Source organism: Trinickia sp. EG282A, from assembly GCF_040965455.1.
GTDB lineage: Bacteria > Pseudomonadota > Gammaproteobacteria > Burkholderiales > Burkholderiaceae > Trinickia > Trinickia symbiotica.
In genome coordinates, this window is record NZ_JBFRCC010000001.1 from 31121 (window position 1) to 52697 (window position 21577).

The 21577-nt window shown below is 61.2% G+C and carries 22 protein-coding genes, 1 tRNA gene and 1 pseudogene; 6 read left to right on the top strand and 18 right to left on the bottom strand.

What is annotated here, in order from left to right; translation table 11 throughout:
* The first annotated feature begins 12 nt into the window (after positions 1 to 12).
* Entirely contained in the window at positions 13 to 873 is an 861-nt protein-coding gene (locus AB4Y31_RS00130) for an ATP-binding protein (RefSeq protein ID WP_368672181.1), read from the top strand.
* Positions 870 to 1295, top strand: a complete 426-nt coding sequence (locus AB4Y31_RS00135; protein WP_368672182.1) for an NUDIX domain-containing protein — start codon at positions 870 to 872, stop codon at positions 1293 to 1295. Before AB4Y31_RS00130 ends, AB4Y31_RS00135 begins: the two co-directional genes overlap by 4 nt.
* A gap of 23 nt (positions 1296 to 1318) precedes the next feature.
* Here the strand turns inward: AB4Y31_RS00135 and AB4Y31_RS00140 are convergent, their stop codons facing one another.
* The 7 genes from AB4Y31_RS00140 to AB4Y31_RS00170 form a co-directional block, all read right to left on the bottom strand.
* Positions 1319 to 1522 (bottom strand): DNA gyrase inhibitor YacG, encoded by a 204-nt coding sequence (locus AB4Y31_RS00140; protein WP_368672183.1) that lies wholly within the window; start codon positions 1520 to 1522, stop codon positions 1319 to 1321.
* Positions 1523 to 1609: 87 nt separating this feature from the next.
* Positions 1610 to 2365: a cell division protein ZapD gene (zapD, locus tag AB4Y31_RS00145; protein WP_018442613.1), complete on the bottom strand. Its 756-nt coding sequence runs from the start codon at positions 2363 to 2365 to the stop codon at positions 1610 to 1612.
* A gap of 89 nt (positions 2366 to 2454) precedes the next feature.
* Positions 2455 to 3102 carry a dephospho-CoA kinase gene (coaE, locus tag AB4Y31_RS00150; RefSeq protein WP_368672184.1) on the bottom strand — a complete coding sequence of 216 codons (648 nt, stop codon included), beginning with the start codon at positions 3100 to 3102 and terminating at the stop codon, positions 2455 to 2457.
* Positions 3103 to 3109: 7 nt separating this feature from the next.
* A complete protein-coding gene (locus AB4Y31_RS00155; RefSeq protein WP_368672185.1) occupies positions 3110 to 4006 on the bottom strand; it encodes an A24 family peptidase in 897 nt (298 codons plus the stop codon).
* A 54-nt stretch (positions 4007 to 4060) separates the two neighbouring features.
* Positions 4061 to 5293: a type II secretion system F family protein gene (locus AB4Y31_RS00160; protein WP_368672186.1), complete on the bottom strand. Its 1233-nt coding sequence runs from the start codon at positions 5291 to 5293 to the stop codon at positions 4061 to 4063.
* A 49-nt stretch (positions 5294 to 5342) separates the two neighbouring features.
* Entirely contained in the window at positions 5343 to 6572 is a 1230-nt protein-coding gene (locus tag AB4Y31_RS00165) for a GspE/PulE family protein (RefSeq protein WP_368672187.1), read from the bottom strand.
* A 91-nt stretch (positions 6573 to 6663) separates the two neighbouring features.
* The gene (locus AB4Y31_RS00170; protein ID WP_368672188.1) at positions 6664 to 7959 is read right to left on the bottom strand and encodes an HlyC/CorC family transporter; all 1296 of its coding nucleotides are present in this window, start codon (positions 7957 to 7959) and stop codon (positions 6664 to 6666) included.
* 229 nt (positions 7960 to 8188) lie between these two features.
* On the opposite strand from AB4Y31_RS00170, the gene AB4Y31_RS00175 reads away from it, so the two are divergent.
* Positions 8189 to 11359, top strand: a complete 3171-nt coding sequence (locus AB4Y31_RS00175; RefSeq protein ID WP_368672189.1) for a multidrug efflux RND transporter permease subunit — start codon at positions 8189 to 8191, stop codon at positions 11357 to 11359.
* A 241-nt stretch (positions 11360 to 11600) separates the two neighbouring features.
* Here AB4Y31_RS00175 and AB4Y31_RS00180 read toward each other — a convergent pair whose 3' ends face one another.
* The 4 genes from AB4Y31_RS00180 to AB4Y31_RS00195 form a co-directional block, all read right to left on the bottom strand.
* Positions 11601 to 12014, bottom strand: coding sequence for a hypothetical protein (locus tag AB4Y31_RS00180; protein ID WP_368672190.1), 414 nt, complete (start codon positions 12012 to 12014; stop codon positions 11601 to 11603).
* A gap of 83 nt (positions 12015 to 12097) precedes the next feature.
* Complete coding sequence (locus AB4Y31_RS00185) at positions 12098 to 12886, bottom strand: ImmA/IrrE family metallo-endopeptidase (RefSeq protein ID WP_368672191.1); 789 nt, start codon at positions 12884 to 12886, stop codon at positions 12098 to 12100.
* The gene (locus AB4Y31_RS00190) at positions 12883 to 13314 is read right to left on the bottom strand and encodes a hypothetical protein (protein WP_368672192.1); all 432 of its coding nucleotides are present in this window, start codon (positions 13312 to 13314) and stop codon (positions 12883 to 12885) included. Before AB4Y31_RS00190 ends, AB4Y31_RS00185 begins: the two co-directional genes overlap by 4 nt.
* Positions 13311 to 13877, bottom strand: a complete 567-nt coding sequence (locus tag AB4Y31_RS00195) for a hypothetical protein (RefSeq protein ID WP_368672193.1) — start codon at positions 13875 to 13877, stop codon at positions 13311 to 13313. Before AB4Y31_RS00195 ends, AB4Y31_RS00190 begins: the two co-directional genes overlap by 4 nt.
* A 161-nt stretch (positions 13878 to 14038) precedes the next feature.
* Here AB4Y31_RS00195 and AB4Y31_RS00200 point away from each other — a divergent pair, with 161 nt between their 5' ends.
* Both AB4Y31_RS00200 and AB4Y31_RS00205 read left to right on the top strand, forming a co-directional pair.
* On the top strand, positions 14039 to 14320 hold the full coding sequence (locus AB4Y31_RS00200) for a DUF3892 domain-containing protein (RefSeq protein WP_368672194.1): 282 nt from the start codon (positions 14039 to 14041) through the stop codon (positions 14318 to 14320).
* Between the two features lie 64 nt (positions 14321 to 14384).
* The gene (locus AB4Y31_RS00205) at positions 14385 to 14666 is read left to right on the top strand and encodes a hypothetical protein (RefSeq protein ID WP_368672195.1); all 282 of its coding nucleotides are present in this window, start codon (positions 14385 to 14387) and stop codon (positions 14664 to 14666) included.
* 309 nt (positions 14667 to 14975) lie between these two features.
* Here the strand turns inward: AB4Y31_RS00205 and AB4Y31_RS00210 are convergent.
* From AB4Y31_RS00210 to AB4Y31_RS00220, 3 genes and pseudogenes are all read right to left on the bottom strand, one after another.
* Positions 14976 to 15907 (bottom strand): annotated as a pseudogene (locus tag AB4Y31_RS00210) (tyrosine-type recombinase/integrase); the annotation flags it as partial.
* Positions 15908 to 15929: 22 nt separating this feature from the next.
* Positions 15930 to 16250 carry a DUF2513 domain-containing protein gene (locus AB4Y31_RS00215; RefSeq protein ID WP_368672196.1) on the bottom strand — a complete coding sequence of 107 codons (321 nt, stop codon included), beginning with the start codon at positions 16248 to 16250 and terminating at the stop codon, positions 15930 to 15932.
* 66 nt (positions 16251 to 16316) lie between these two features.
* Positions 16317 to 16622: a hypothetical protein gene (locus tag AB4Y31_RS00220; RefSeq protein WP_368672197.1), complete on the bottom strand. Its 306-nt coding sequence runs from the start codon at positions 16620 to 16622 to the stop codon at positions 16317 to 16319.
* 149 nt (positions 16623 to 16771) lie between these two features.
* Between AB4Y31_RS00220 and AB4Y31_RS00225 the strand changes: the two genes are divergently transcribed.
* Complete coding sequence (locus AB4Y31_RS00225) at positions 16772 to 17062, top strand: hypothetical protein (RefSeq protein ID WP_368672198.1); 291 nt, start codon at positions 16772 to 16774, stop codon at positions 17060 to 17062.
* A gap of 78 nt (positions 17063 to 17140) precedes the next feature.
* Here the strand turns inward: AB4Y31_RS00225 and AB4Y31_RS00230 are convergent.
* The 4 genes from AB4Y31_RS00230 to AB4Y31_RS00245 form a co-directional block, all read right to left on the bottom strand.
* A tRNA-Arg gene (locus AB4Y31_RS00230) sits at positions 17141 to 17227 on the bottom strand.
* 591 nt (positions 17228 to 17818) lie between these two features.
* Positions 17819 to 18685, bottom strand: a complete 867-nt coding sequence (locus AB4Y31_RS00235; RefSeq protein ID WP_368672199.1) for a hypothetical protein — start codon at positions 18683 to 18685, stop codon at positions 17819 to 17821.
* A gap of 833 nt (positions 18686 to 19518) precedes the next feature.
* Entirely contained in the window at positions 19519 to 20400 is an 882-nt protein-coding gene (locus AB4Y31_RS00240) for an HNH endonuclease (RefSeq protein WP_368672200.1), read from the bottom strand.
* Positions 20401 to 20786: 386 nt separating this feature from the next.
* Positions 20787 to 21572 carry a hypothetical protein gene (locus AB4Y31_RS00245; RefSeq protein ID WP_368672201.1) on the bottom strand — a complete coding sequence of 262 codons (786 nt, stop codon included), beginning with the start codon at positions 21570 to 21572 and terminating at the stop codon, positions 20787 to 20789.
* Positions 21573 to 21577: the final 5 nt, after the last annotated feature.

The window sequence follows — 21577 nt, forward strand, 5'->3', positions numbered from 1 at the left end:
GCTCTTTCTCTCATGGACAAACTCGAACAGTTTCTCGCTCGCGCCGAGTCCCTGCTCGGCCGCCTCGAGGCGATGGTGCCGCCGGCCGCTCCCGAGGTGGACTGGTCGGCCGCGGTGGCCTTTCGCTGGCGCAAGCGCCAAGGGCGCGGCTATGTGCAGCCCGTCCAGGCGATTTCGCCCATCACGCTCGGCGATTTGCAGAACATCGATCGGCAAAAGGCTCTCATCGAGCAGAACACGCGCCAGTTCGTGGCCAAGCGGCCCGCGAACAATGTGCTGCTGACGGGTGCCCGCGGCACGGGCAAGTCGTCATTGATCAAGGCATGCCTGAACGCGTACGCGGCGGATGGCCTGCGCCTCATCGAGGTCGACAAAGACGACCTGCATGACCTCGGGGACATCACCGAACTCATCGCCCCGCGCCCCGAGCGGTTCATCGTCTTTTGCGACGATCTCTCGTTCGAAGAAGGCGAATCCGGCTACAAGGCGCTGAAAGTGGCACTCGACGGATCGGTTTCAGCACAGTCGGACAACCTGCTGATCTACGCGACCTCGAATCGCCGCCATCTGATGCCCGAGTACATGAGCGACAACGAGACGTACAAGCACACGGCGGACGGTGAGATTCACCCGGGTGAAGTCGTCGAAGAGAAAATTTCGCTGTCCGAACGTTTTGGCCTCTGGGTCAGCTTCTATCCGTTCAAGCAGGACGATTATCTGACGATCGTCGCGCACTGGCTCCGCCATTTCGGTTGCGACGATGCCGAAATCGAGGCGGCTCGCGGCGACGCGCTCGTCTGGGCCCTCGAGCGCGGCTCGCGGTCCGGACGGGTGGCCTGGCAGTTCGCCCGCGATTGGTCGGGCAAGAAATGACGAGCGCAGGCCCGATGCCGGGTGAGAAGTCGCCGAGGCCGGTCACCGAAGTGGCGGTCGGCGTGCTCGTGCAGCCGGACGGTCGCTACTTGCTCGCGCAGCGTCCGCCCGGTAAGCCGTACGAGGGCTATTGGGAATTTCCCGGCGGTAAGCTCGAGATCGGCGAGACCGTCGAAGCGGCGCTCGCGCGCGAGCTGCATGAAGAGCTGGGCATCTTCGTCGAGGAATGCCATCTCTGGCACACGCTCGAGCACGATTACCCGCACGCCTACGTGCGCCTCTACTTCTGCAAAGTCACTCGCTGGCGCGGCGAGCCGCATGGCCGCGAGGGGCAGGCATTCAGCTGGCAGGGTTTGCCCGTCGCCGTCTCGCCGCTGCTGCCGGCGGCGATTCCCGTGCTCGAGCTCTTGGCGGCGGACTGAGCTGGCGCGGCTCGCTTAGCGCTTCAGTTCTTCAAATCGTCGCCGCCTGGGGCATCGTCGGCCGACGGCGCTTCATCATCGTCCGCGCCGCCGATCCGGTACCGCTCGGCGGCCCAGGCGCCGAGATCGATTTGCTTGCATCGCTCGGAGCAAAAGGGGCGGAAGCGGTTTTCAGGTACCCAGCGGACTTCCCTGCCGCATGTCGGGCATTTCACAACGGTGGTCATCGCTCAAGCAATCGTCGAAAAACAGGTTCGGTCGAGCCGTGTCGAGCGGGGCCGCGACCGGCGAACCGGCTATTCTGCCCGCACGCTTCAGAGGCTGCAAAGCGTCAGATGGAACGGCACGTCGACATCGACGGCCCGCGGACGCATGTCGCCGTCCTGCACGGTGAAGCGCACCCAGAGCATGTATTTATTGGCGCTCGCTTCGGGTATGACGCGCAACTCCGGTGAAACCCGAACCTGCATCAATTGATAGGTGCGACCCGACAGCATCTGTTGATAGCTGCCCTGCGTTGCCATGACCTTTGACGCCTGCCCCGATTCACGGGCAAGGCGCAGGACGATCATCGCCGCATCGCGTAACGGCAAAAGCGGCATGATCCATTTGGCGATGTCTTGCCTGCGCTGGTCTGGGTGCGTCTGCTGCCAGGCGTAGTACGACGGCAGATCGAACTTGCACGTCCCACCGGGGATGATGGCGCGGCTGCGAATGCTCGAGAGCCACTCGTTGTCGGTCAGGTGCTGGCCCGTCTTGCCCTGCATCTGCGCTAGGCCGTTCAGGGTCTGCTCGATCTCGGTGAGCACCGTTTCGAGCGCGTTCTGTTCGATGCCGGGATTGCCGCGAAACGGCGCCAAAGTCTGGCGCTGGCGCTCGAGCTCTTTCATCAGGTCCGACTTCAGGTCCGCCCGCCCCGTGACTTCGGCGATTTCGAACAGCGTCGTCAGCGCGACGTGGTGCTCTCTCGCGTCGTCTTGGCTCAGGAAGAACGTGAAGCGCTCGAATAGATCTTCGAGACGCAGCAGCGTGCGAATTCGCTCGTTGAACGGATACTCGTAAAGGATCAAGCGCGCTCGCCTCTGGCGTCGTGGGTGATGGATTGCAGGACATTCTAATGCCGTGCATTGACCGTCGCAATCGCGGAATCGAGCGCTTTTTACGAACCGGGGTGCCGGCGGGACGTGCTTTTCGCCAACGACAAATAGCTTTCGTGCAATCGACGTACCTCGTCGGCGAGGGCTTCCGGTGTCCGATCCTCGTTGACCAGTACGTCGTCGGCGGCTGCAAGCCGGGCTTCGCGGGTGGCCTGACGCGCGATGATCGCCAAGACTTCGTCGCGCGCGAACCCGTTGCGCCGCATGACTCGCGCGATCTGGGTCTCGACGCTGCAATCGACGACGAGAACCCGATCGTAACGCGATCGCCATTCGCCCGCTTCGACGAGCAGCGGAACGACCGTGATGACGTAATGACCGCTTGCCGCAGCGACCTCGCGCTGTGTTTCTTCACGGATGAGCGGGTGCGTGATGGCCTCGAGGCGTGCTTTCGCTTGAACGTCGGCAAACACGAGCGTGCGCATCTTCGCGCGATCGAGCGAGCCGTCGGGCGCGACGAATGCCTCGCCGAACTCGCGAGCGATGCGCGGCATCGCGGCCCCGCGCGGTGCCGTGATACGGTGCGCGATCGCGTCCGTGTCGACGATCGAGACGCCATGCAGGGCGAACAGATCGGCGACGAAGGTCTTGCCGCTACCGATGCCGCCGGTCAGCCCGACAATGAAACGATCAGCGTCTACCGAGCGCATCGTCACCTCAGGTCCCGAACAAGTGAAAGAGCGGCGTTCCGCAAAAGAGCGTCGCCGCGCCGCCCGCCGCGAGAAAAGGGCCGAACGGCAGCGGCTCCTGAAAGCGCATCCGGCCGAGCCCGGTTGCCAGCAGTCCGACGAGCGCCCCTGTCACGGCCGAGATGAGAACGACCTGCGGCAGCGCCGCCCAGCCGAGCCACGCCCCGAGCGCCGCGAGCAGCTTGAAGTCTCCGTACCCCATGCCCTCGATGCCGCGCACGAACCGGAACACCCAATAGACGCCCCACAGGAACAGATACCCCACGATGGCACCGGCAACGGCTTCGCGCAAGTTAGCGAAGGTATCGGCGAAATTTACGATAAGTCCGGCCCACAGCAGCGGCAGCGTGAGGGAGTCGGGCAGCAGACGCGTCTCGATGTCGATCGCGCTCATCGCAAGCAGCGCCGCGCAGAGCCCGAAAGCCGCGAGCGCGGCGCCGGACGGACCGAAGCGGAAGAGCGCGAGCGCCGCCAATGCACCGCTCGCGAGCTCGACAGCGGGATAGCGGACGCCGATCGGCGCGCGACATGCCGAACAACGCCCACGCAGCAGCAGATAGCTGAGCAGCGGGATGTTCTCCCACGCGCGCAGCACATGTCCGCAGTGAAGACAGGCGCTGCGCGGCACCCAAAGGTTGTAGCGGACCGGCAGTCCGTCCGCATCCGGGGGCTCGCCCGTCGCCTCGCTGACTTCCAGGCGCCAGGCGCGCTCGAGCATGACGGGCAGCCGATGCGCGACGACGTTCAGAAAACTGCCGATCACCAGGCCGAAAACGATCGCGAAGGCGTATTGCCAGCCGGGCGGCAAATGGGCGAGGGCCGCGCCGAAGCTCGAGGTCGGCTCCGAGAACGGGGCGCTGAACATGAAGGTGTACACGGATGGCAATGGCGACGAGCAGAGGGTCGAATGGGCTGGATGCTACACCACGTTGCCGAGCTCGATGACGGGCAGGTAGAGCGCGACGACCAGGCCGCCCACGAGCGCGCCCAGCACAACGACGACGACCGGCTCCGCCAGCGCGGTAAGCAGGGTCAGCTTTTGACGCGCTTCGCGCTCGGCGAGCGAGGCCATGTCGAGCAGCATCCTATCGAGCGCGCCCGATTCTTCGGCGATCGCGACGGCTTCGACGATCGAGCGTGGGAAACGGCCCGCGGCTCGTATCGCGGCAGCGAGCCGTTCTCCGCGGGCCAGGCGGGCCGCGATTTCGGTGCCCGCATGATCGAAATGAGCGTTGCCGGTTGCCTGCGTGAGCGCGCCGAGCGCCTCGGCGAGGGGCGTGCCCGCGGCGAGCAGCGTACCGAGCGCGCGGCAAAAGCGTGCGACGGCAAGCGCCGTGCAAAGCGGTCCCACGATCGGTGCCGCCAAGGCCATCTCATGCAACGCAAGACGTGCGCGCCGCGATGTTCGCAGTAGGCGCGCCGCAAGCAGGTAGCACGCCGCGATGGCAGCGGCAATCGCGGCGCCTGCGTCAGCGAGCGCCTCGGACATCGCTATGACCATGCGCGTGGGGGCGGGCAAGCTGCTTCCGAAGCTCTCGAAGACATGCTGAAATGTCGGTACGACCCAGACGAGCAACGCGGCCGTGACGGCGATTGCGAAAAGCAATACGGCCATCGGATAGGCGAGCGCGGCCCACGCTTTGGCGCGTAAGTCCGCGGCGCGCTCGCGCTCTTCGGCGAGCCGCCCGAGCGTCGCGGCCAGCGACCCCGACGCCTCGCCGACTGCGGCGAGCTGGCAGTAAAAGGCGTCGAACTGTACAGGGAACGACGAGAGTGCCGCCGCGAACCGGGTTCCGTCCGTGATGCCGCGTGCGAGCGCCTCGGCGATGCGCGCCATGCCGCTTGCGTCTGACGCTTGCGCGATGAGATCGAGCGCTTGCGCGAGCGGCACACCCGCGTGCAACAGGCTCGCCAGTTGCCGCGTGAAGCCGGTAACTTCGCGCTGGGTCGCTTTCGGTCGAGGGGCTTCGCCGCGCTCGGCGAGCGCGAGCACGACGACGTTGCGCCTGCGCAACCGCGCGCGTGCCGCCGCCGAATCGACAGCTACGACCACGCCGCGCCGGCGCCGGCCGTCGAGTTCGATGCCTTGCCACGCGAAGCGCCGCTCGGCGCGGACCGCGCTTGTTTCTAGCAACTCGCCCCGTGCGTTCATATCGCCTCCCGTCCCGCCGCCCAGCAACGGAATGCGAGCGTGCGCTCGCTCATCCGGCCTCCGTCGCGGCGACCGCCTCGGTCAAGCTCGTCGTGCCGTCGCGCACGCGGGCAAGCGCCGCCTGGCGAAGTGTTTCCGTCCCCTCGGCGCGAGCCTGGCGCGCTAACGGCTCGCCCGTTGCGCGCGCAAGGATGAGCTCGCGCATGGCAGGCGATACGGGCATGACCTGGTGGATGCCGACGCGCCCCTTGTAGCCGATACCGTGGCAGTCTTCGCAGCCACAGGCGACATAAGGCGTCCAGCCGCGGATTTCGTCTTGCGCGAATCCCGCCGCGCGCAGCGAGGCATCCGCCGCTCGAGCAGGTTTTCTGCAGCTTGTGCAAAGGCGCCGAACGAGGCGCTGCGCCGTTACAAGCTTCAGCGCGGCGGCGAGGTTATAGGGGGCGACGCCGATGTCGAGAAGGCGTGCAATCGCCCCTGCCGCGTCGTTCGTGTGCAGCGTGGAGAGGACGAGGTGCCCCGTTTGCGCGGCCTTGAACGCCACGTCCGCCGTTTCTCCGTCGCGGATTTCGCCAACCATGATCACATCGGGGTCCTGCCGCAAAAACGCGCGCAGCGCCACGGCGAAGGTCAGTCCGGCCTTCTCCCGGACATTGACCTGATTGATGCCGGCAAGCTGAATTTCGGCCGGATCCTCGACTGCGCAGATATTGCGCGACTCCGCGTTGAGCATCTGCATGAAGCAATGCAGCGAAAGCGTTTTTCCGCTGCCGGTCGGCCCCGTCACGAGAATGAGGCCGTGCGGTGTGCGGATCGCGGCCTCGACGACGGCGCGTTGCTGCGTCGTGAAGCCGAGCGCATCGAGCGAAAACTCGTCCGGCAACGTATCGAGACGCCGCAGCACGAGCTTTTCACCGAAGAGGGTGGGGAGCGAACTCACCCGGTAATCTTCCGTCTTGCCCGCCGCCGAGGCGAGCCGAAGCCGTCCGTCTTGCGGCACGCGGCGTTCGGCGATGTCGAGGCGGGCGAGCACTTTGACGCGCGTGACGAAAGCGTCGCGCAGATGCGCGGGCGGCCGGGCCGATTCGTGCAGCGTGCCATCGACGCGCAGTCGAATGCGCCAGCCGCGTTCGCCGGGCTCGACGTGGATATCCGATGCGCCGAGTGCGCAGGCCTGCGCGAGCGTCTCGGCGAGGAGCCGGACCGCGGGTGCATCATCCATTCCGGACGACTGCGGCAATGCGGCCGCGATCGAAGAAGAGAGAAGCGAGGAAGACATCGAATGTCGGCAACCGCCGCCGTTGAAACACGATGGCGCGATCATCGCGCGATTGGCGGCGGGCCGGTACTCGGCCGGATGGCCAGGACACTCAGACGCGCGCGCTTTTCGCGACGGCGAGGCCCCTCGGCTTGAAGACTTTGACCGTGCGGATGGTCTGGTCGTCGCTTTGCAAAACCTCGATTTGCACGTCGCCGATCTGCACGCAGACATCGCCCTCGGGAATCTCCTCGAGGGTCTCGAGAATGAGGCCGTTCAACGTCCTGGGGCCATCCGTCGGCAGGCTCAGCTGAAGCCAGCGATTGAGTTCGCGCAGCGGCATGCTGCCCGCGACGATGCACTCGCCTTGTTCGTTCCAGCCGCGTCGCGAGCCGACGCCGCGCGGGATCGACGTCGTGAACTCGCCGATCAGTTCCTCGAGGATGTCCTCGGGCGTGACGAGTCCTTGCAGCTCGCCATACTCGTTGACGACGAGCGCCGTGCGTTGCCGCGACTCCTGAAAAAATTGCAGTTGCTGAAAGACGGGTGTGCCCGCGGGCACGAAGTACGGCTCGGCGAGCAACTCGCGCAGCGATTCCCGCTCGAGCTCCTGCTTGTGCAGGGCGGCGAGCGTCTTGCGCACGTGGAGGACGCCGAGTACACGATCGATGTCGCCCTCGTAGACGATGAGCTTGTTGTGATAGCAGGTTTCGAGCTGATGAAGGATCTCGTCGAACGGCGCGTTGAAATCGAGCGCCTCGATGCGCCGGCGCGGGATCATCACGTCGTCGACTGTGATGTCTTCGAGATCGAACAGATTGAGCAGGATGCTGCGGTGCTTGGTCGGCATGTAGCTGGCCGATTCGAGCACGATCGTGCGCAGCTCGTCGGTGGTGAGCCGTTGTTCCCGTCCTCCCCTCGGATTGATATGCAGCGCGAAGAGGATCGCGTTCGAAAACAGATTGACGAACCAGATCACAGGCTTCAGCACGCGCATGAGCGGCGCGATGACGAAACTGGCCGGGAGCGCGATTTTGTCCGGATAAGTGGCGCCTACGATCTTCGGCGTGATTTCGGCGAATACGATGATGAGAAACGCGACGATGCCCGTGGCGACCGAAAGCACGACGTTGTCGTTGCCGAACGTGCGCAGGGCGATCGAGGTGGTCAGCACCGGGATGATCGTGTTGAGCAGATTGTTGCCGATGAGGACCACGCCGAGCAGCTGGTCGGTGCGCGCGAGCAGGCCCTGCGTCGTTTTGGCGCCGAACGCACCCTTGTTGGCGAGATGTTTCAGGCGATGGCGGTTCAACGCCATCATGGCTGTTTCGGAGATCGAGAAGAAGCCGGAGCAGAAGAGCAGAACGATGACGGCGCCGATCTGCGCCCATAAAGGAATTTGTTCCACGCGTTACGCAAAAAGCGGAAGGGATGAGGATGCACAGAATATAGCAGAGACCTTTTCGTCAGCCCGACTGGCCGAATGGCCAAGTCTGGGAAGACAAGATTTGTTTTCATCAAACTTTGTTTGACGGCGGTAATTTGGCTCGCTAGCATCCACCGAATGCGCTTGCGAGCAACGGCAAGTTCACGTTTTGCGAATGCCCCGCCATTTACTTTCACGGTGAGGTGAGCGCGTGCCTTCTTTCTTTATCGACCGTCCTGTATTCGCGTGGATCGTCGCGCTCGGAATCGTGCTGGCCGGCGTGCTTGCGATGCCGATGTTGCCGGTCATGCAATACCCGAAGCTCACGCCGCCGCGCATTGTCATCAGTGCGTCGTACCCGGGGGCTTCCGCCGAGGTGGTCGACAGCAACGTCGCCAGCGTCATCGAGGAGAGCCTCGATGGGGTCGACGGCCTGCAGTACTACGCGACATCGAGCGACGGTTTCGGCAACCTTGAAATCGACGCGATTTTCGCGCCAGGCACGAATCCCGATATTGCGATGGTCGGCGTGCAAAATCGCATGAAGCAGGTCGAGCCCCGGCTGCCGCAGCAGGTTGTGCAACAGGGTATCGGCGTCTTCAAGGCGACGAATACGTTCCTCATGCTCGTGAGTCTGGTTTCGACCGACGGCACGCGCGATTCGACGGCGCTCGGCGACTATCTGAGCCGCTACGTGCTGCGCGAGCTGAAGCGCGCGCCCGGTGTCGGCAATGCCGAGCTCTGGGATGCCGACGAGGCGCTGCGGATCTGGCTCGACCCAATGAAGCTGCGCGAATATGGTCTTGCCCCGGCGGACGTCAACGCAGCCATTCGCGCGCAGAACGCGGCCGTCACTGCCGGAGCGATCGGCAATACGCCGTCGGGGCCGGGGCAGGCGATCACGGCCTCGGTTAGCGTGCGCGGGCAACTGCGCACCCCTGCTGAATTCGCCAATATCGTGCTGAAAGCCCAGCAAAACGGTGCGCTCGTGCGGCTCGGCGACGTGGCGCGCGTCGAGCTTGGCCGCAGCGACTACACGTTCTGGTCGCGTCTCAATGGGCATGACGCGGCGACGGTCGGCATCTCGCTAGCGCCCGACGGCAATGCGCTCGCGACTTCGAAAGCCATTCGCGCGCGCCTCGCCGAGATCTCGAAACAGTTACCGCCCGGCGTCGCCGTTTCAATCCCGTACGACGGCGCGCACTTCGTGAAGATTGCGATCGACGAGGTCGTCGTCACGCTGCTCGAGGCGATCGTGCTCGTCTTTTGCGTGATGTGGCTTTTCCTGCGCGACTTGCGCTACACGCTCGTGCCGAGTGTCGTGATCCCCGTCGCGCTGATGGGTGCGCTCGCCGCGATGGCCGTATGCGGGCTGTCGATCAACGTATTTACGTTGTTCGGCCTCGTGCTCGCGATCGGCATTCTCGTCGACGATGCGATCGTCGTTGTCGAGAACGTCGAACGCATCATGCGGGAAGAGGGCTTGAGCGCGAGAGCGGCGACGAAAAAGGCGATGGCGCAGATCGGCGGCGCGATAGTCGGTGTGACGGCCGTGCTGACGACCGTATTCGTGCCGATGGCTTTCTTCGCGGGGGGCGTGGGCGGCATCTATCGGCAATTCGCGATTGCGATGATCGCGGCCATCCTCGTTTCCGCGTTCATGGCGCTCTCGCTCGCGCCGGCGCTATGCGCGAGCTTGCGCATGGCGCCCAAGCCGGCGGCCGATCATGCCAAGGGTTTCGGCGGTCGTTTCGTGGCGTCGTTCGATCGCGCTTCGGGCCGCTATCGGAACCTCGTCGCGCGATTGCTCCGGCGCTCACGGCCCGTCTTCGGGGTTCATCTTGCGTTGATCGGTGCGGCGGCGCTGATGTATGCATCGCTGCCCGACGGCTTTCTGCCGACGGAGGATCAAGGTCAGTTGCAGGTCATGGTCCAGCTTCCGCCCGGGGCGACGCAAGGGCGTACGTTCTCGGTCATTCGCGAAGTCGAAGACGTCCTTCGGCAGGAATCGGCGGTCTCGAACGTCACGACGGTCATAGGCTGGAGTTTCAACGGGAGCGGGCAGAATGTCGGTATGGCGTTTGTCGACCTGAAGGATTGGAAGAATCGCGACATCGACGCTCAGACGTTGCGCGACCGGCTCAATGCGAAGTTCGAGAAGATTGTCGCAGGCCGGGTAATCGCACAGTTGCCGCCCTCGGTGCCAGGGCTCGGCAAGTCGGACGGCTTCACGTTCCATCTCGAGGACAGGGGTGGCGTCGGCAATGACGTGCTCGATACGGCGCGCGAGCAGCTGTTGCAACTGGCCGCGCGAAGCTCCGTTCTCGCGGACGTGCGTTCGGAGACGCAGCCCGACGCGCCGCGCGTCGTACTGAACATCGACCGCGCGAAGGCTTACGCGATGAACGTGTCGTTCGACGCGATCGACGATGTGCTTGCCAACACGTTCGGCACCTCATATGTCGATGACTTTCCGGCGGGCGGCCGCATGCTGCGCGTAATGGTCGGCGCCGACGCGTCGATGCGCGCGACCGATGCCGATCTGCTCAAGCTCGATGTGCGTAACGCGAATGGACAGATGGTGCCGTTTGCGGCGTTCGCGTCGCTCGAATGGACGCGCGGGCCGACCATGCTCACGCGCTACAACGGCTACCCGTCGCTAGACGTGACGGGCCGCGCGGCGGACGGCTACAGCTCGGGCGAGGCGATGGCCGAGATGGAACGGCTCGCCGCCCGTCTGCCCGAGGGCATCGCGTATGACTGGGCCGATGCGTCGCTCGCTCAGACACAGGCGACGCGTGAGACGCCGCTCTTGATCGGCTTGTCGATGCTCGCCGTATTCATGGTGCTGGCCGCGCTTTATGAGAGCTGGACGATTCCATTCGCGGTGCTGATCGTCGTGCCGCTCGCCATGACGGGTGCCGTGGCGGCCATGTTCATGCGCGGTCTGCCGAACGATATCTATTTCAAGATCGGCATGGTGACGGTCATCGGCTTGGCGGCGAAGAACGCGATTTTGATCGTGCAGTTCGCGCGCGATCTGCATGCGCGCGGCATGCCGCTTGTCGACTCGATCGTCGAAGCATCGGCGATGCGCTTCAGGCCGATCGTGATGACATCGGCGGCATTTCTGCTCGGCGTCGTGCCGCTCGTGCTTTCGCAGGGCGCGGGTGCGGAAAGCCGGCATTCGCTCGGGACTGGCGTGTTCGGCGGCGTCATCGCCGCGACGTTGCTCGGACTCGTCTTTACGCCGGTGGCCTTCTATCTTGTGATGCGCGTCACGCAGGGACGGCGAGCCGTGCAGAAGGAGGTTGCCGATCGGACCCACCGTGAAGGTGACGATGCCGAGGCGCTACGCGGTCCTGAGGTCGAGGCGTCGTGACGAATCCGCGCAGCGCGCGATAAGCAGACAGAGATTGCCAGTGATTGCGGCACAAACAAAAACAGCGAGTTAAATAACTCGCTGTTTTTGAACAGAAACCTGGTCGGGGTGAGAGGATTCGAACCTCTCTGTATCGACCATGGAATAAGGCTTTCCGGGCACTTCGTCAATGTCAAACGCGCGTCGAATTGACAAGGTAACTGGCCGTCAGCTTACCACGGAAGGCGCCGGTTTTTCCGGGTTAGTCGAGAAGGCGGTATGAGATTTTTTCATTGATGTCGCGCGGGATTTTCCAGCCGCTGGGCTGGGAAACCCAATGGCCGGCTTCATTCTTGACCGGTTGCCGGGTTTCCAGACCCGGCGCAAACGCTGCCTGATAGCGTTCGAGGATGCCTTTGCTTGTACTTGCGATGATCAATCTGGTGAACAACGGCGCATGGCCCGTCTGAGCTTCGTCCCTGTATAGCTGCATGGTTGAGTCGTCGACGAACTTGAGCAGGTCATCGCCGTGCTTATCGCTCAACTCGACCTCAACCCCTACAACTTCCCCACCTGGCAGGTGCCACAGCACCTCGGGACGTTTCTCGTTTTTCTCTGACTTTTCACCGAACTCGGCCTCGGTCCGTAAGTCGATAATCTCACCATAGCGCGGCACAAAGGCGCTGGCTGTCTCCGCAATGGCACTTACTGCGTGAGCGGGCCTAACTTCAAAGTTTTAACGCCAGCTCATCAAACATTTCAGTATCGGCCGCTGTCGTCCAACATCTCATTGTCTTCAATCCACAGCAAGGCGAGCACCTGCCCATTCGAAATGCGAATTGCGTCTTCCACGATATTGAATCGCTCAGCCCCTCTCCGATCGAACCAGGCCTCTGCCCCAATTTTCTGGGCCCGGGTCCGGTCCTTCTCGCCAAACAGACGGTCGAATGCGAGCGAATCCGAATCCAGTTCGCCCTGGGGAAACCAGCGGTCTGGGACATCGCGCGAACGTTTGAACCAGAGCCGCCCCCCCTTGGCATGACAAACGAGAAGCAAAGGCCAGACATTGACATCAACCATCCGTATGGCTGTTGCGGTAATGCTGGTATTGAACTTCTCGGCGAGCTCGCTTACAGCGTCAAACGTCGGCCGTTTAACGTTGCGCACGAGCGGCTGAAACATGTATGCGGGCATGAGCAGGTCAGCGGCATAGCTGTCCGCCTCGCGCTCCTCTATTGGCTTGCTACTGAATTTCTCGACCATATCGTCGGCGCGGCACTCGAACGATCGGCCCCGGTGATAGTTCCAATGCCCCAGTTCATGCGCCAGAGAAAACCTCTTGCGTCGGTCATCCGTTGAAGAACGGATGGTGACGATCGCACGGTCGCCAACGCCGACGAGTCTTGCCTCACAGCCGCTCAAGTCACTGTATTGAACCCGGACCCCTTCGTCCCAGGCGATTGCCTCGAGATCGATGTCCTCAGGCGCCGAAATACCAAGCGCCTGCAGGCGTTGCTCCGCGCGTGAATATGGGTTGATCGCACTCATTGGTCGGCATCGTCAGGCAGTACGCCCAGACTCCTAAGATCCGTCATGATGGAAACGATCTCGACGTCGCTCAGTTCTTCCAGATTGCGGGCCGCCAGTGTGAATTTCCCCTTGAATGCAGGGTCGTTGGCGGAGATTCTCTTTAAGAGTGTCCGGGCCTTCTCTATGTCGACAGCGGGCAAAGGTTTGGTGCCGTCCGATCTGTGCTGGTCCACAGCCTGCCGAGCCGCTGCCAGTCTATGCTTGCCCGCTAGCTTCTGAGCCTGCAGGTACGCCTCCCTAGCCATTATTCCGGCTATGCCCAGCGCCGGGTCTGATCGGGCATCGTCTAGCAGGTCTTTTTCGGGTGTCTTCAGAAGCTCGTCGATATAGAGATCGGCGAGCTTCCTGAGCGCTTCTCGAGGGTCCACCGGTTCGATAGCCATCATGCATTTCCCCCCAGGTTCAATTTATCAAGCCGGCGCCGGATCAACCGCAAAACGCTTGCGTATTGCACCGGCTCGAGTCCAGTAATCGCCTGGATTTCCTGGGGACTCAGGCCATCCGCCTGCCCCATCAAGACCAACTGCGCCGTCTCATGATCGCTAAACGCCTCTTCGATCGCGGCCATGGTTTGTTTTGCCATCAGGATCTCGTCAGGGGTTGCGATATCCTGCTGCTGCGTCAGCAGCGCCGCGTTGGCCTCGTCATCCGGATCGACCGTTACCGCCTGTGTCAGGACATCCGCCTCTCGCGCCCGGAGCAGGGCGTCGAGATGGCTTCTCATCGCGTTGACCAGGAAAACCGTCACCGGCACAGTTCGAGGGCAGCGCCGCGTGCCTGCTAGGGCCCGCGTGATGACCTCCTGCAGCATGTCCTTTCCTTCCTTCGCGAGTCCCCAGCATAGGGCGTCCGCAACCTTCCCCAGTTTGATCCAATCGCCTTCCGAAAAGGCTTCGAGCATGCTTTTCAGCTCGGACGGCGAATAAGTCCCGTCTTGTTCTTCACTCATGGCCCCCTCTCTCTATTCTTGGCTCTCCCGCAGGTCTTTACGGACAGACGAAGAGATTTCCTGCCCCGATGTCTGAATCAGCCTTCCGCCCAAGCCATCGCTTGTAAGGGCTGCTCTTTCCTGCCCTCCCTGGATCGTATATCTATTGCCGAGGAACCGCTATGGCTGACGTTCGAATCACCTGCATTACCAAATCCATCCCGCACGGGGGCCACGAACACATCACGCATGTGGGCAATCCGGCTGGAAACTGGAGATGGCCAATCGAAGACGTCATCAACAGCATCGACAACAGGAGCAACACGTTCTTTGTCCTGGACCCGCGTACGGGAAAACGTGCTGACGTTGGCGTGGTCAGGCCTACCGGGTACCGTCCCTTCCTGCGAACTCACGCCGACGGCGTGTGGAACGACAATTTGCTCGCGCAATCGCAGTGCGCTTGAGCTAGCTCATTGCCCGAACGGGGCGGCAAAACCGCCCTGTTACAACCCGTCTAACGAGGGTGCTATGCCGCGTTTTAGAGTCGCACATGTCCGAGAGCAAGGTATCGACCTGATCATCGTCCCGCTAGCCGCATCGTTCGGCCAGAAGGCGAACACGGAGCAAAGAGAGATCATTGCGGAGCTGCAGGGCCAAGCGCGATCTGCCGGTCTTGCAGGAACCGTAGTACCGGTATGGAGCTCTGGCGGCCGATCGCATTTCATCGCGCCGTCCAACTGGCACCCCTTCTTCCGGAGCCTGAGCCCGGCTGCCATCGAAGCCAGCATCAACAAAGAAATCTACTGGTAGCGAATCGTTTCGCGCAGCTGTGTATGTGCGCCAATGGTATGCATCGCAGCGATTCCTTGTGAGAAAAGAACCCCATCCTTGAGAGGTAGCCATGTCAACTGGAAAGAAAGCAGCATCCGATGCTGGCAAGATCCTGCGTGACCCGAAGTCGACGAAGAAGCAAAAGGAGGTGGCGGCGTCCGACCTGGTTCAGCGCAAGGGCGCTAAGCCAAGCAAATCGAAGCGGAAAAAATAAGTCGTCGACGTATACAGTGTGCCGGTTTCAGCCGGATACGCGGCGTGGCACCCATCGTGATGGAACGCTCCCCATAGGCGGATGCGCTCGATCTCGTCGGGGCTGACGTCGTCGCTACGGCGGTCGTAGAGCTGCGTGGTGCGCGTCGAAGCGTGGTTGGCCATCGCCGCGGCGTTCTCGATCGTGCCGCCGTTCTTCAGGTAGGTGGTGATGCCGGTCGCCCTGAACGTGTGGTCGCCGATCTTGGTCGCGATGTCGGCGGCCACCGCGCGCCGGCGCACCATCGCGTGCGCGTTCGCCTGCGGCAGCGGCGCATCGCTGAGCCGCCCGGTGCCGCTCGCAATCATGCGGAACAGCGGCCCCTTCGGATCACCCGCGAGGCCGGTGCCGCTCAGATGCTCTAGGTAGGCGTGCAAGTAGATCTCAAGCGTGTGGTGACACGGCATCTCATGGCGCCTGCCGCCCTTTTCGTGCAGGCGCACCCACAGGCGCCGGTTCTGTATGTAGACATCCTCGACGCGCATCGCCACGGCCGCGCCCACCCGCGCGAACGAATACACCATCAGCCCGATCAGCGCGCGATCGCGCAAGCCCACCGACGAGCTCACGTCGATCGCGTCGAGCAGCTGCCGCGCCTCGGCCGCCTTGAGCATCGGTGTCTTGCCCTTCTTCACCACGTGGCGCGGCCCGCGCACCGGCGCGGCAGGATTCACCGCCACCACCTGGCCGGTCACGAGCCAATCGAACAGGTGCCGCACGGCGGCTAGGCGCTGCTTGACGGTGGGAGCCGCGTGCGCCTGAGTCTGGAGCTCGGCCCAGGCCGCCATGGCAGCGGCCGCAGGGCCGCGAGCGAGGCGACGCCCGCGCCTGCGCACCAGGCGAGGAAGTCGGCCGCGGCGCGCGCGTAGGCACTGCGTGTGTGCGGGTTGCGGATCGCCGAGGCGAAGAACTCCAGAAAGCGCACGCTGGCGCGCTCGCCAGCCGACGCAACCAGCACCTGCACCACGACACCGGTCGGGACTAGATGGTCAGTGCGAACCACCCATCAGCTCCTTGAACTTGAACTCGAGGTACGCCTTGGCGGAAGCGGCCAGGAGATCCATCGTCCAGCCTCCGGCCGCCGAGGCGACGCGCTTCGTTCGGTCCCACACGTCGGGGCTGCGCACGCTATCGAGAAAGTCATGGCCGGCCCAGCTCAGACGCCGGAAGCCGTACCCGGTCATCGAGCCTGCGTCCGCGGTATCAATCAGGCCAGCTTCCTCGATCAACGACAGGTGGTAATCGATCTGGTTGCCCGTTGTAGCCCGGTATCTGAAGCGCCTCATCGTCCGCGCTGATGTTGAAGACATCGCCACGCTCGATGGGCAAACTTTCGAGCTTAAGCAGCAGCTCACGGATCAGGTCCACGTCACGCTTCATGGCTGTCCCGTGACGACGGCGCCATGTGCAATTACGGTCCTGGATGACGGCGCTGTATCTGCGACCGCGCCAACCATACCGTGGATCTCAACGGTGCCGCCTTCATTGATCACAGTCCCGTTGACCTTGCCATGAACCGTAGCGTGCGCACCCGGCTCAACCACCAGATCGCTTGTCGCCATCCCGTGCAGTAAGAGCTTGCAACCTGGGCGCACCGTGGCGCGTCCAGCAACCATTCCGTGAATCGTCAGATCCCGGTCAACCGTGAAAGGCCCTTCGATTTTGCCGCCGTGAACTTCCATAGGTCACTCCGTTTATGTTTGATAAAGGACATTATCAGACGTAAGATCGGGTGGTTGGCGCCGCTTGAACATCCTTTTTTCGGCGCAACGCAGGCAGGGCGAGGTATAGCCACACTCGTGGTTAGCCGCCGACATGACAGGAGGCCTCCATGGGCGTAGTCAATGCAGAACTTTTGAGCAAAAATCTGGAGCGTTTGAATCGCTTGGCAGAAGATTTCTCGCCTGAAACTATCGCGAGCGCCGCCCGCGACAGAACCGGAAATAACGCGATCACGCCAGCCGCAATCGAAAATTTTATTGAAATTGGGAATTTGGCGTCCAAGAAGATGCTCGTGTCTGCGAAGCAGGAACGTCGCCTAAAGACGTTTGCGCGTGAGCTAACGGAAGAGACCCTGAAGGCTACGCAGGAGCATCCTGCCGAAGACGAGATCAAGAAGTAACACTCGACAGCAGCACCGCTAGCAAGGCTTGGTGAGTCGTAAAAACGACGAAGGGCTGCTCACTGAGCAGCCCTTCTAAATAAGATGTGGGATTCGAACCCACGAAGCGGTTTCCCGCTCGGCCCTTTCGTAGAGGGCTGCCTTCGACCACTAGGCTAATCTTCCGTTTTTAATATCTCATAAAAACACTATTGTGTCAATAGTCTGATAGGGGCTCGTCATAGTTGTCGCTCCTTCCGATTCGGGTTGGGGTAATTGACGCCCCCGCGCGCTGACTCGAAGGGGGTACAAGAATTTCAGCGCGACTGCGCGGTGCCTGAAAGAAGCCAACCGCATCGTCGCGACCATCGAGTACGCCTTGGCATCGTTGACCCGGTTGAAGAGGAAGTCGCGGCTGAGGTCGCAGGTTTCGTGACGTGGACGAAATAGCGGCTGCGGTTGTTGATGCTCGCCACGCGAGTCTCTCCGGTAGTGGAAAAACTCGTGTAGGGAGCGCGGGTTATACCGCGCCGATGCGATGAGAAGGCGGGGCAGGGCGGTTCACGCAACCGCCAAAAACAAAAAAGCCGCCCAGCTGATTGGACGGCTTTCGCCTTGATTGCTCAAGAAAATTCTGGTCGGGGTGAGAGGATTCGAATCTCTCTGTATCGACTATGGAATAAGGCTTTCCGGGCACTTCGTCAATGTCAAACGCGCGTCGAATTGACAAGGTAACTGGCCGTCAGCTTACCACGGAAGGCGCCGGTTTTCCTCTAGTTAGTCGAGAAGTCGGTACGAGATTTTGCCAACGATGTCGCGCGGGATTTTCCAGCCGCTTGGCCGGGAAACCCAGCGGCCTGCTTCATTTTTTACCGGTTGCCGGGTCTCCAGACCCGGCGCAAACGCTGCCTGATAGCGTTTGAGGATGCCTTGGCTGGTACTTGCGATGATCAACCTGGTGAACAGCGGCGCGTGGCCCGTTTGGGCTTCGTCCATGTACAGCTGCATGGTGGAGTCGTCGACGAACTTGAGCAGGTCATGGCCATGCTTTTCGGTCAACTCGACCTCAACCCCTGTGACTTCCCCACTTGGCAGGTGCCACAGCACGTCGGGGCGTTTCTCGTTTTTCTCCGATTTTTCGTTGAATTCGGCCTCGGTCTGGAAGTCGATAATCTCGCCGTTTGAGACGGCGTTCAGTGTCATCAACTGGGCATAAAAATAATGCCTCAGATGGAGCAGATTTATGCTGCTAAAGCTGCCCTTGTACTTGACCAAGTTAGTGGCTTTTTCCACTGCAAAACAGAGGCCCAGATCGGTCAGGGTAAGTATCTTTTTGGGCCGGTTTTTGGTGCCGTCCCAGCCCGTTTCTGTGGTCTTCAGAAGGCCCTTTTTGACCAGGTTTGTGGACGTGTTTCTATTCGCCGCGCCGCACCACAAATCAATAATTCCTGGCGTCGACCAGCCCCATCTGTACACCCAATTTAATGCTTTTTCCTCCTTGATTCTTCCGCGAGCACGCATATTGCCCCCGGTCGTTTCAACGATTTCCGCCAGCCGAGCCCGCGCGGCCTGAGTCTGCTCTCGGCGCTCGTTGTCTTTTGCCATGGCTTCGCGGAACGCGGCCTGTCTGTCGATATTATCCATACGCGTTATGTGCTCGATCTTATGTTAAGCATGTACTGGATCATACACAATAATACGGACAATACGGCGGGGCCGATGCCGGCCCCTGCGCCCTCCGGGAATCGACCACAAAGGCGCCTTCGGCGTCCGGCCGAGAGGGCCGGATTCCCTTTGCTGGCGGGCTGGACGCCCGCCTCGATTCCCTCCAGTTGCCTTCACAGCCGCGCTCGTTGGCGCGGCTTCCAGCGGGCCGCTTCGCGACCCTCGGGGGAGCGCCGGCCAAAGCCCGGCTACCTGCTTGTTTTTGAGGTCTGGACGACCTCACCGGTACCCACAGGTGGGCACCTAAAACAAGCAGGTAGCCGGGCTTCGCCCAGCGCTCGGGCTCCGCCCCCACCAGACTGCCGGCCGCTAGGGCGGCCTCTGGGCGCTGGGGCGCCCAGCGTCTGGCGGCTCCCCCATCTGCCCGCGAGGCGGGCAGAGCTTCGGGCCGCTTGGCCCTGCGCCCCGCTTCGCGGGTCCCCGGTAAACCAGCGGTACACGAAACTTGTACCAAAGAAATAACGTAATCGAGTCGCCGGCATCAGCGGACGGCTTGTTCTTGCTTCGGATCGTACGTCTCTGTGTTTGCTCTTCCAGAATGACGACGATTTAGAGCGGTCGTGCGGCCGTCTCCGCCTGGCCGGATATCACTTGGCGGGCTTCGCATGAGCCAAGGTGCCATCGAAGTAGGGCGGCCGGCTGAGGTGCGACTCGCTACCGCCGTTCGCTTTGACTTTTCCTCGACTCAGCTTCTCGAGAGCGGCCAATCGCCCCGTTGCCTCACCAGCGTTCCCCGAACGACTATTCCCATACTAGAACGGATTGACGGGCGACCAATGTTCCTTCCCGCGTGTGTCTAAGACTATGTTCTCTGCCCCCTCTTTCTGCTCTAGCTTGTGCATAGCGCGACGCACGTTTTCCTCTCCGCTAACGTCGCCAACCACAACGTGATAAGCAGGTGACGCGGTGTTGGCATAGAGACGTATGGTGGCAACGAGAATCAATCGCTGTAGGCTGCCGAACCCCGCCGTTTGCAAGCTATACCCAACATCCATTGGGGTTTGGTCATCCATTGAGCCACCAACAACAAACGATACGTTCGTCTTCGTGCCGAGGATGTACGGGAGGCAAATAGGTCTGAAATCGCCGGGATCGAGCGAAGTCAATATCTGTCCGTACCCGATCTTGGCCAGCATCCGGCCAAAGTCATACGGTACATGCCGAAATTTTAAGAGCAGGTTGTCCGGGTGCTTTTCCAGAAAGCTCTCGCGACGGTCAGAATCGTCAATCACGGACATCTGCCAATGAACGGTCAGATCTATATCGTCGGGCAGGTCCAGAAGAAACCCTGCCTTTGTCATCTTGTAAAAAACGAAGCCAGCGGGATATTCACCTACGGGGAACTTCAAGGTCCTACCGAGATTCTTACGGTCTTCAACTTCGATGTGCGTCTTACGCTCTTTCCTTCGTCGGGTCGGAGCGTTGAACGCAGCGCGCGCATCTCCCCAAAGGTCTCGGCTAACCTTCTGTTCGAACTTCTTTGTGATATCGGCGCATCGAGCACAACTCGCCTTCCGCAGGACGTGCGCGCCACCCAATGAAAACGGGACGATATGCTCGTCCGACAAGTTTTTTGTCGCACTGCAATATATGCAAAATCCCCGGCTTTCGTAGTAGGTCGGCCCGTGCGTCATTTGCTTCGCCAATAAGTTGAATGGACAATCCTGCATGGCCCGCGGTGTCAGCGAGTCTGCCGTGAAGTATATCCGACGCGAAACACGTAAGCCCTCCCAAATCGGCGCTCATTGCGGAAGTGCCGACGGTCGAATTGACGTCCCTTTAGGGGACGGAGCGGCCAAGCGAGCGCGCCGGCGAGTGCCAGAAATTGCCGACCAGTGCCCTACGGAGTTTGCCAGAGGCGACCCCATTCCGGCCGTTCTCGTAGACAGGGCTCTAACGGCCGTTGAGTTTCTCTATTCAGGCATTCGTACCCATGTTGGGTATTTGTGGAGCGGGTCGTAACGTTATGTCTGCCGCCCGCTATTTTTCAGCATGAATATTCAGGGCCGCTGCGGGCACCTTAGGTACCTAGTACGTTATTCTGAGTTCGGCGTTGCTGAAGAACCGTCCTCAAAAGCATATCCTTTAATTTTTGTGATAAATCGCCGACGTCTTTGTAAAGAATGATGCGCTGTGATTGAAGATCAAATGTTAAATCCGCTTTGTCGCGGGAAACCAAAATCGCAGATTTCCCCAGCGCTTGGGCAATGCCTAGCTCGTAATAGACATTCGGATTTCGAGAGCTTATGTTGGCAATCACGAAATCTGACTTCGCGATTAATTTTAGAATATGAGAAAAAATATCTCCAGACGCGTGCTCCTCGTCTCCTCGAACACATCGAAGGCCAACCGATTCGCACGTCGATTTTACAGAGTAGAAATCGTCAATAAATTCCTTGTCGAATGGAGTAAGCACAAAAACGAGATCCGTTTCTACGTCGATCTGAGTGTCTCCAACCCCCATTTCTTTAAGGAAATCAGGAACTGACGACGACCGCCGATTATTCTTGATCGGCTCCCTTTCGAAGGTTTTTGCTTGACGCTCTTGCGCGGATATCAATAGATGGTTGACTTCGCGCCAGCGCTGTTCACTCGATAGTAGCTGCGCCGTAACCATTTCTAGTCGTCGCTCGAATGACTCTCGCATCGCAGAGAGCTCCGCTCGCTGCGTCTCGATGTTGTAGTCAGATTTGGACCGATCGCGCATGGTACGCATAAGGATCACCATAAGCATTGACATTATCGCTGTCAATGCCGAAACAACCGCGATCAGCGTTCCCCACTCTCCACTGTCAAAGGTCTTCATGCTCG

Excerpts from the sequence above, each read along its gene's own strand:
- AB4Y31_RS00130 (WP_368672181.1), top strand. The coding sequence starts at position 13 with ATGGACAAACTCGAACAGTTTCTCGCTCGCGCCGAGTCCCTGCTCGGC.
- AB4Y31_RS00135 (WP_368672182.1), top strand. The coding sequence starts at position 870 with ATGACGAGCGCAGGCCCGATGCCGGGTGAGAAGTCGCCGAGGCCGGTC.
- AB4Y31_RS00140 (WP_368672183.1), bottom strand. The coding sequence starts at position 1,522 with ATGACCACCGTTGTGAAATGCCCGACATGCGGCAGGGAAGTCCGCTGG.
- coaE (WP_368672184.1), bottom strand. The coding sequence starts at position 3,102 with ATGCGCTCGGTAGACGCTGATCGTTTCATTGTCGGGCTGACCGGCGGC.
- AB4Y31_RS00155 (WP_368672185.1), bottom strand. The coding sequence starts at position 4,006 with ATGTTCAGCGCCCCGTTCTCGGAGCCGACCTCGAGCTTCGGCGCGGCC.
- AB4Y31_RS00160 (WP_368672186.1), bottom strand. The coding sequence starts at position 5,293 with ATGAACGCACGGGGCGAGTTGCTAGAAACAAGCGCGGTCCGCGCCGAG.
- AB4Y31_RS00165 (WP_368672187.1), bottom strand. The coding sequence starts at position 6,572 with ATGTCTTCCTCGCTTCTCTCTTCTTCGATCGCGGCCGCATTGCCGCAG.
- AB4Y31_RS00185 (WP_368672191.1), bottom strand. The coding sequence starts at position 12,886 with ATGAGTGCGATCAACCCATATTCACGCGCGGAGCAACGCCTGCAGGCG.
- AB4Y31_RS00190 (WP_368672192.1), bottom strand. The coding sequence starts at position 13,314 with ATGATGGCTATCGAACCGGTGGACCCTCGAGAAGCGCTCAGGAAGCTC.
- AB4Y31_RS00195 (WP_368672193.1), bottom strand. The coding sequence starts at position 13,877 with ATGAGTGAAGAACAAGACGGGACTTATTCGCCGTCCGAGCTGAAAAGC.
- AB4Y31_RS00200 (WP_368672194.1), top strand. The coding sequence starts at position 14,039 with ATGGCTGACGTTCGAATCACCTGCATTACCAAATCCATCCCGCACGGG.
- AB4Y31_RS00205 (WP_368672195.1), top strand. The coding sequence starts at position 14,385 with ATGCCGCGTTTTAGAGTCGCACATGTCCGAGAGCAAGGTATCGACCTG.
- AB4Y31_RS00215 (WP_368672196.1), bottom strand. The coding sequence starts at position 16,250 with ATGTCTTCAACATCAGCGCGGACGATGAGGCGCTTCAGATACCGGGCT.
- AB4Y31_RS00220 (WP_368672197.1), bottom strand. The coding sequence starts at position 16,622 with ATGGAAGTTCACGGCGGCAAAATCGAAGGGCCTTTCACGGTTGACCGG.
- AB4Y31_RS00225 (WP_368672198.1), top strand. The coding sequence starts at position 16,772 with ATGGGCGTAGTCAATGCAGAACTTTTGAGCAAAAATCTGGAGCGTTTG.
- AB4Y31_RS00235 (WP_368672199.1), bottom strand. The coding sequence starts at position 18,685 with ATGGATAATATCGACAGACAGGCCGCGTTCCGCGAAGCCATGGCAAAA.
- AB4Y31_RS00240 (WP_368672200.1), bottom strand. The coding sequence starts at position 20,400 with ATGACGCACGGGCCGACCTACTACGAAAGCCGGGGATTTTGCATATAT.
- AB4Y31_RS00245 (WP_368672201.1), bottom strand. The coding sequence starts at position 21,572 with ATGAAGACCTTTGACAGTGGAGAGTGGGGAACGCTGATCGCGGTTGTT.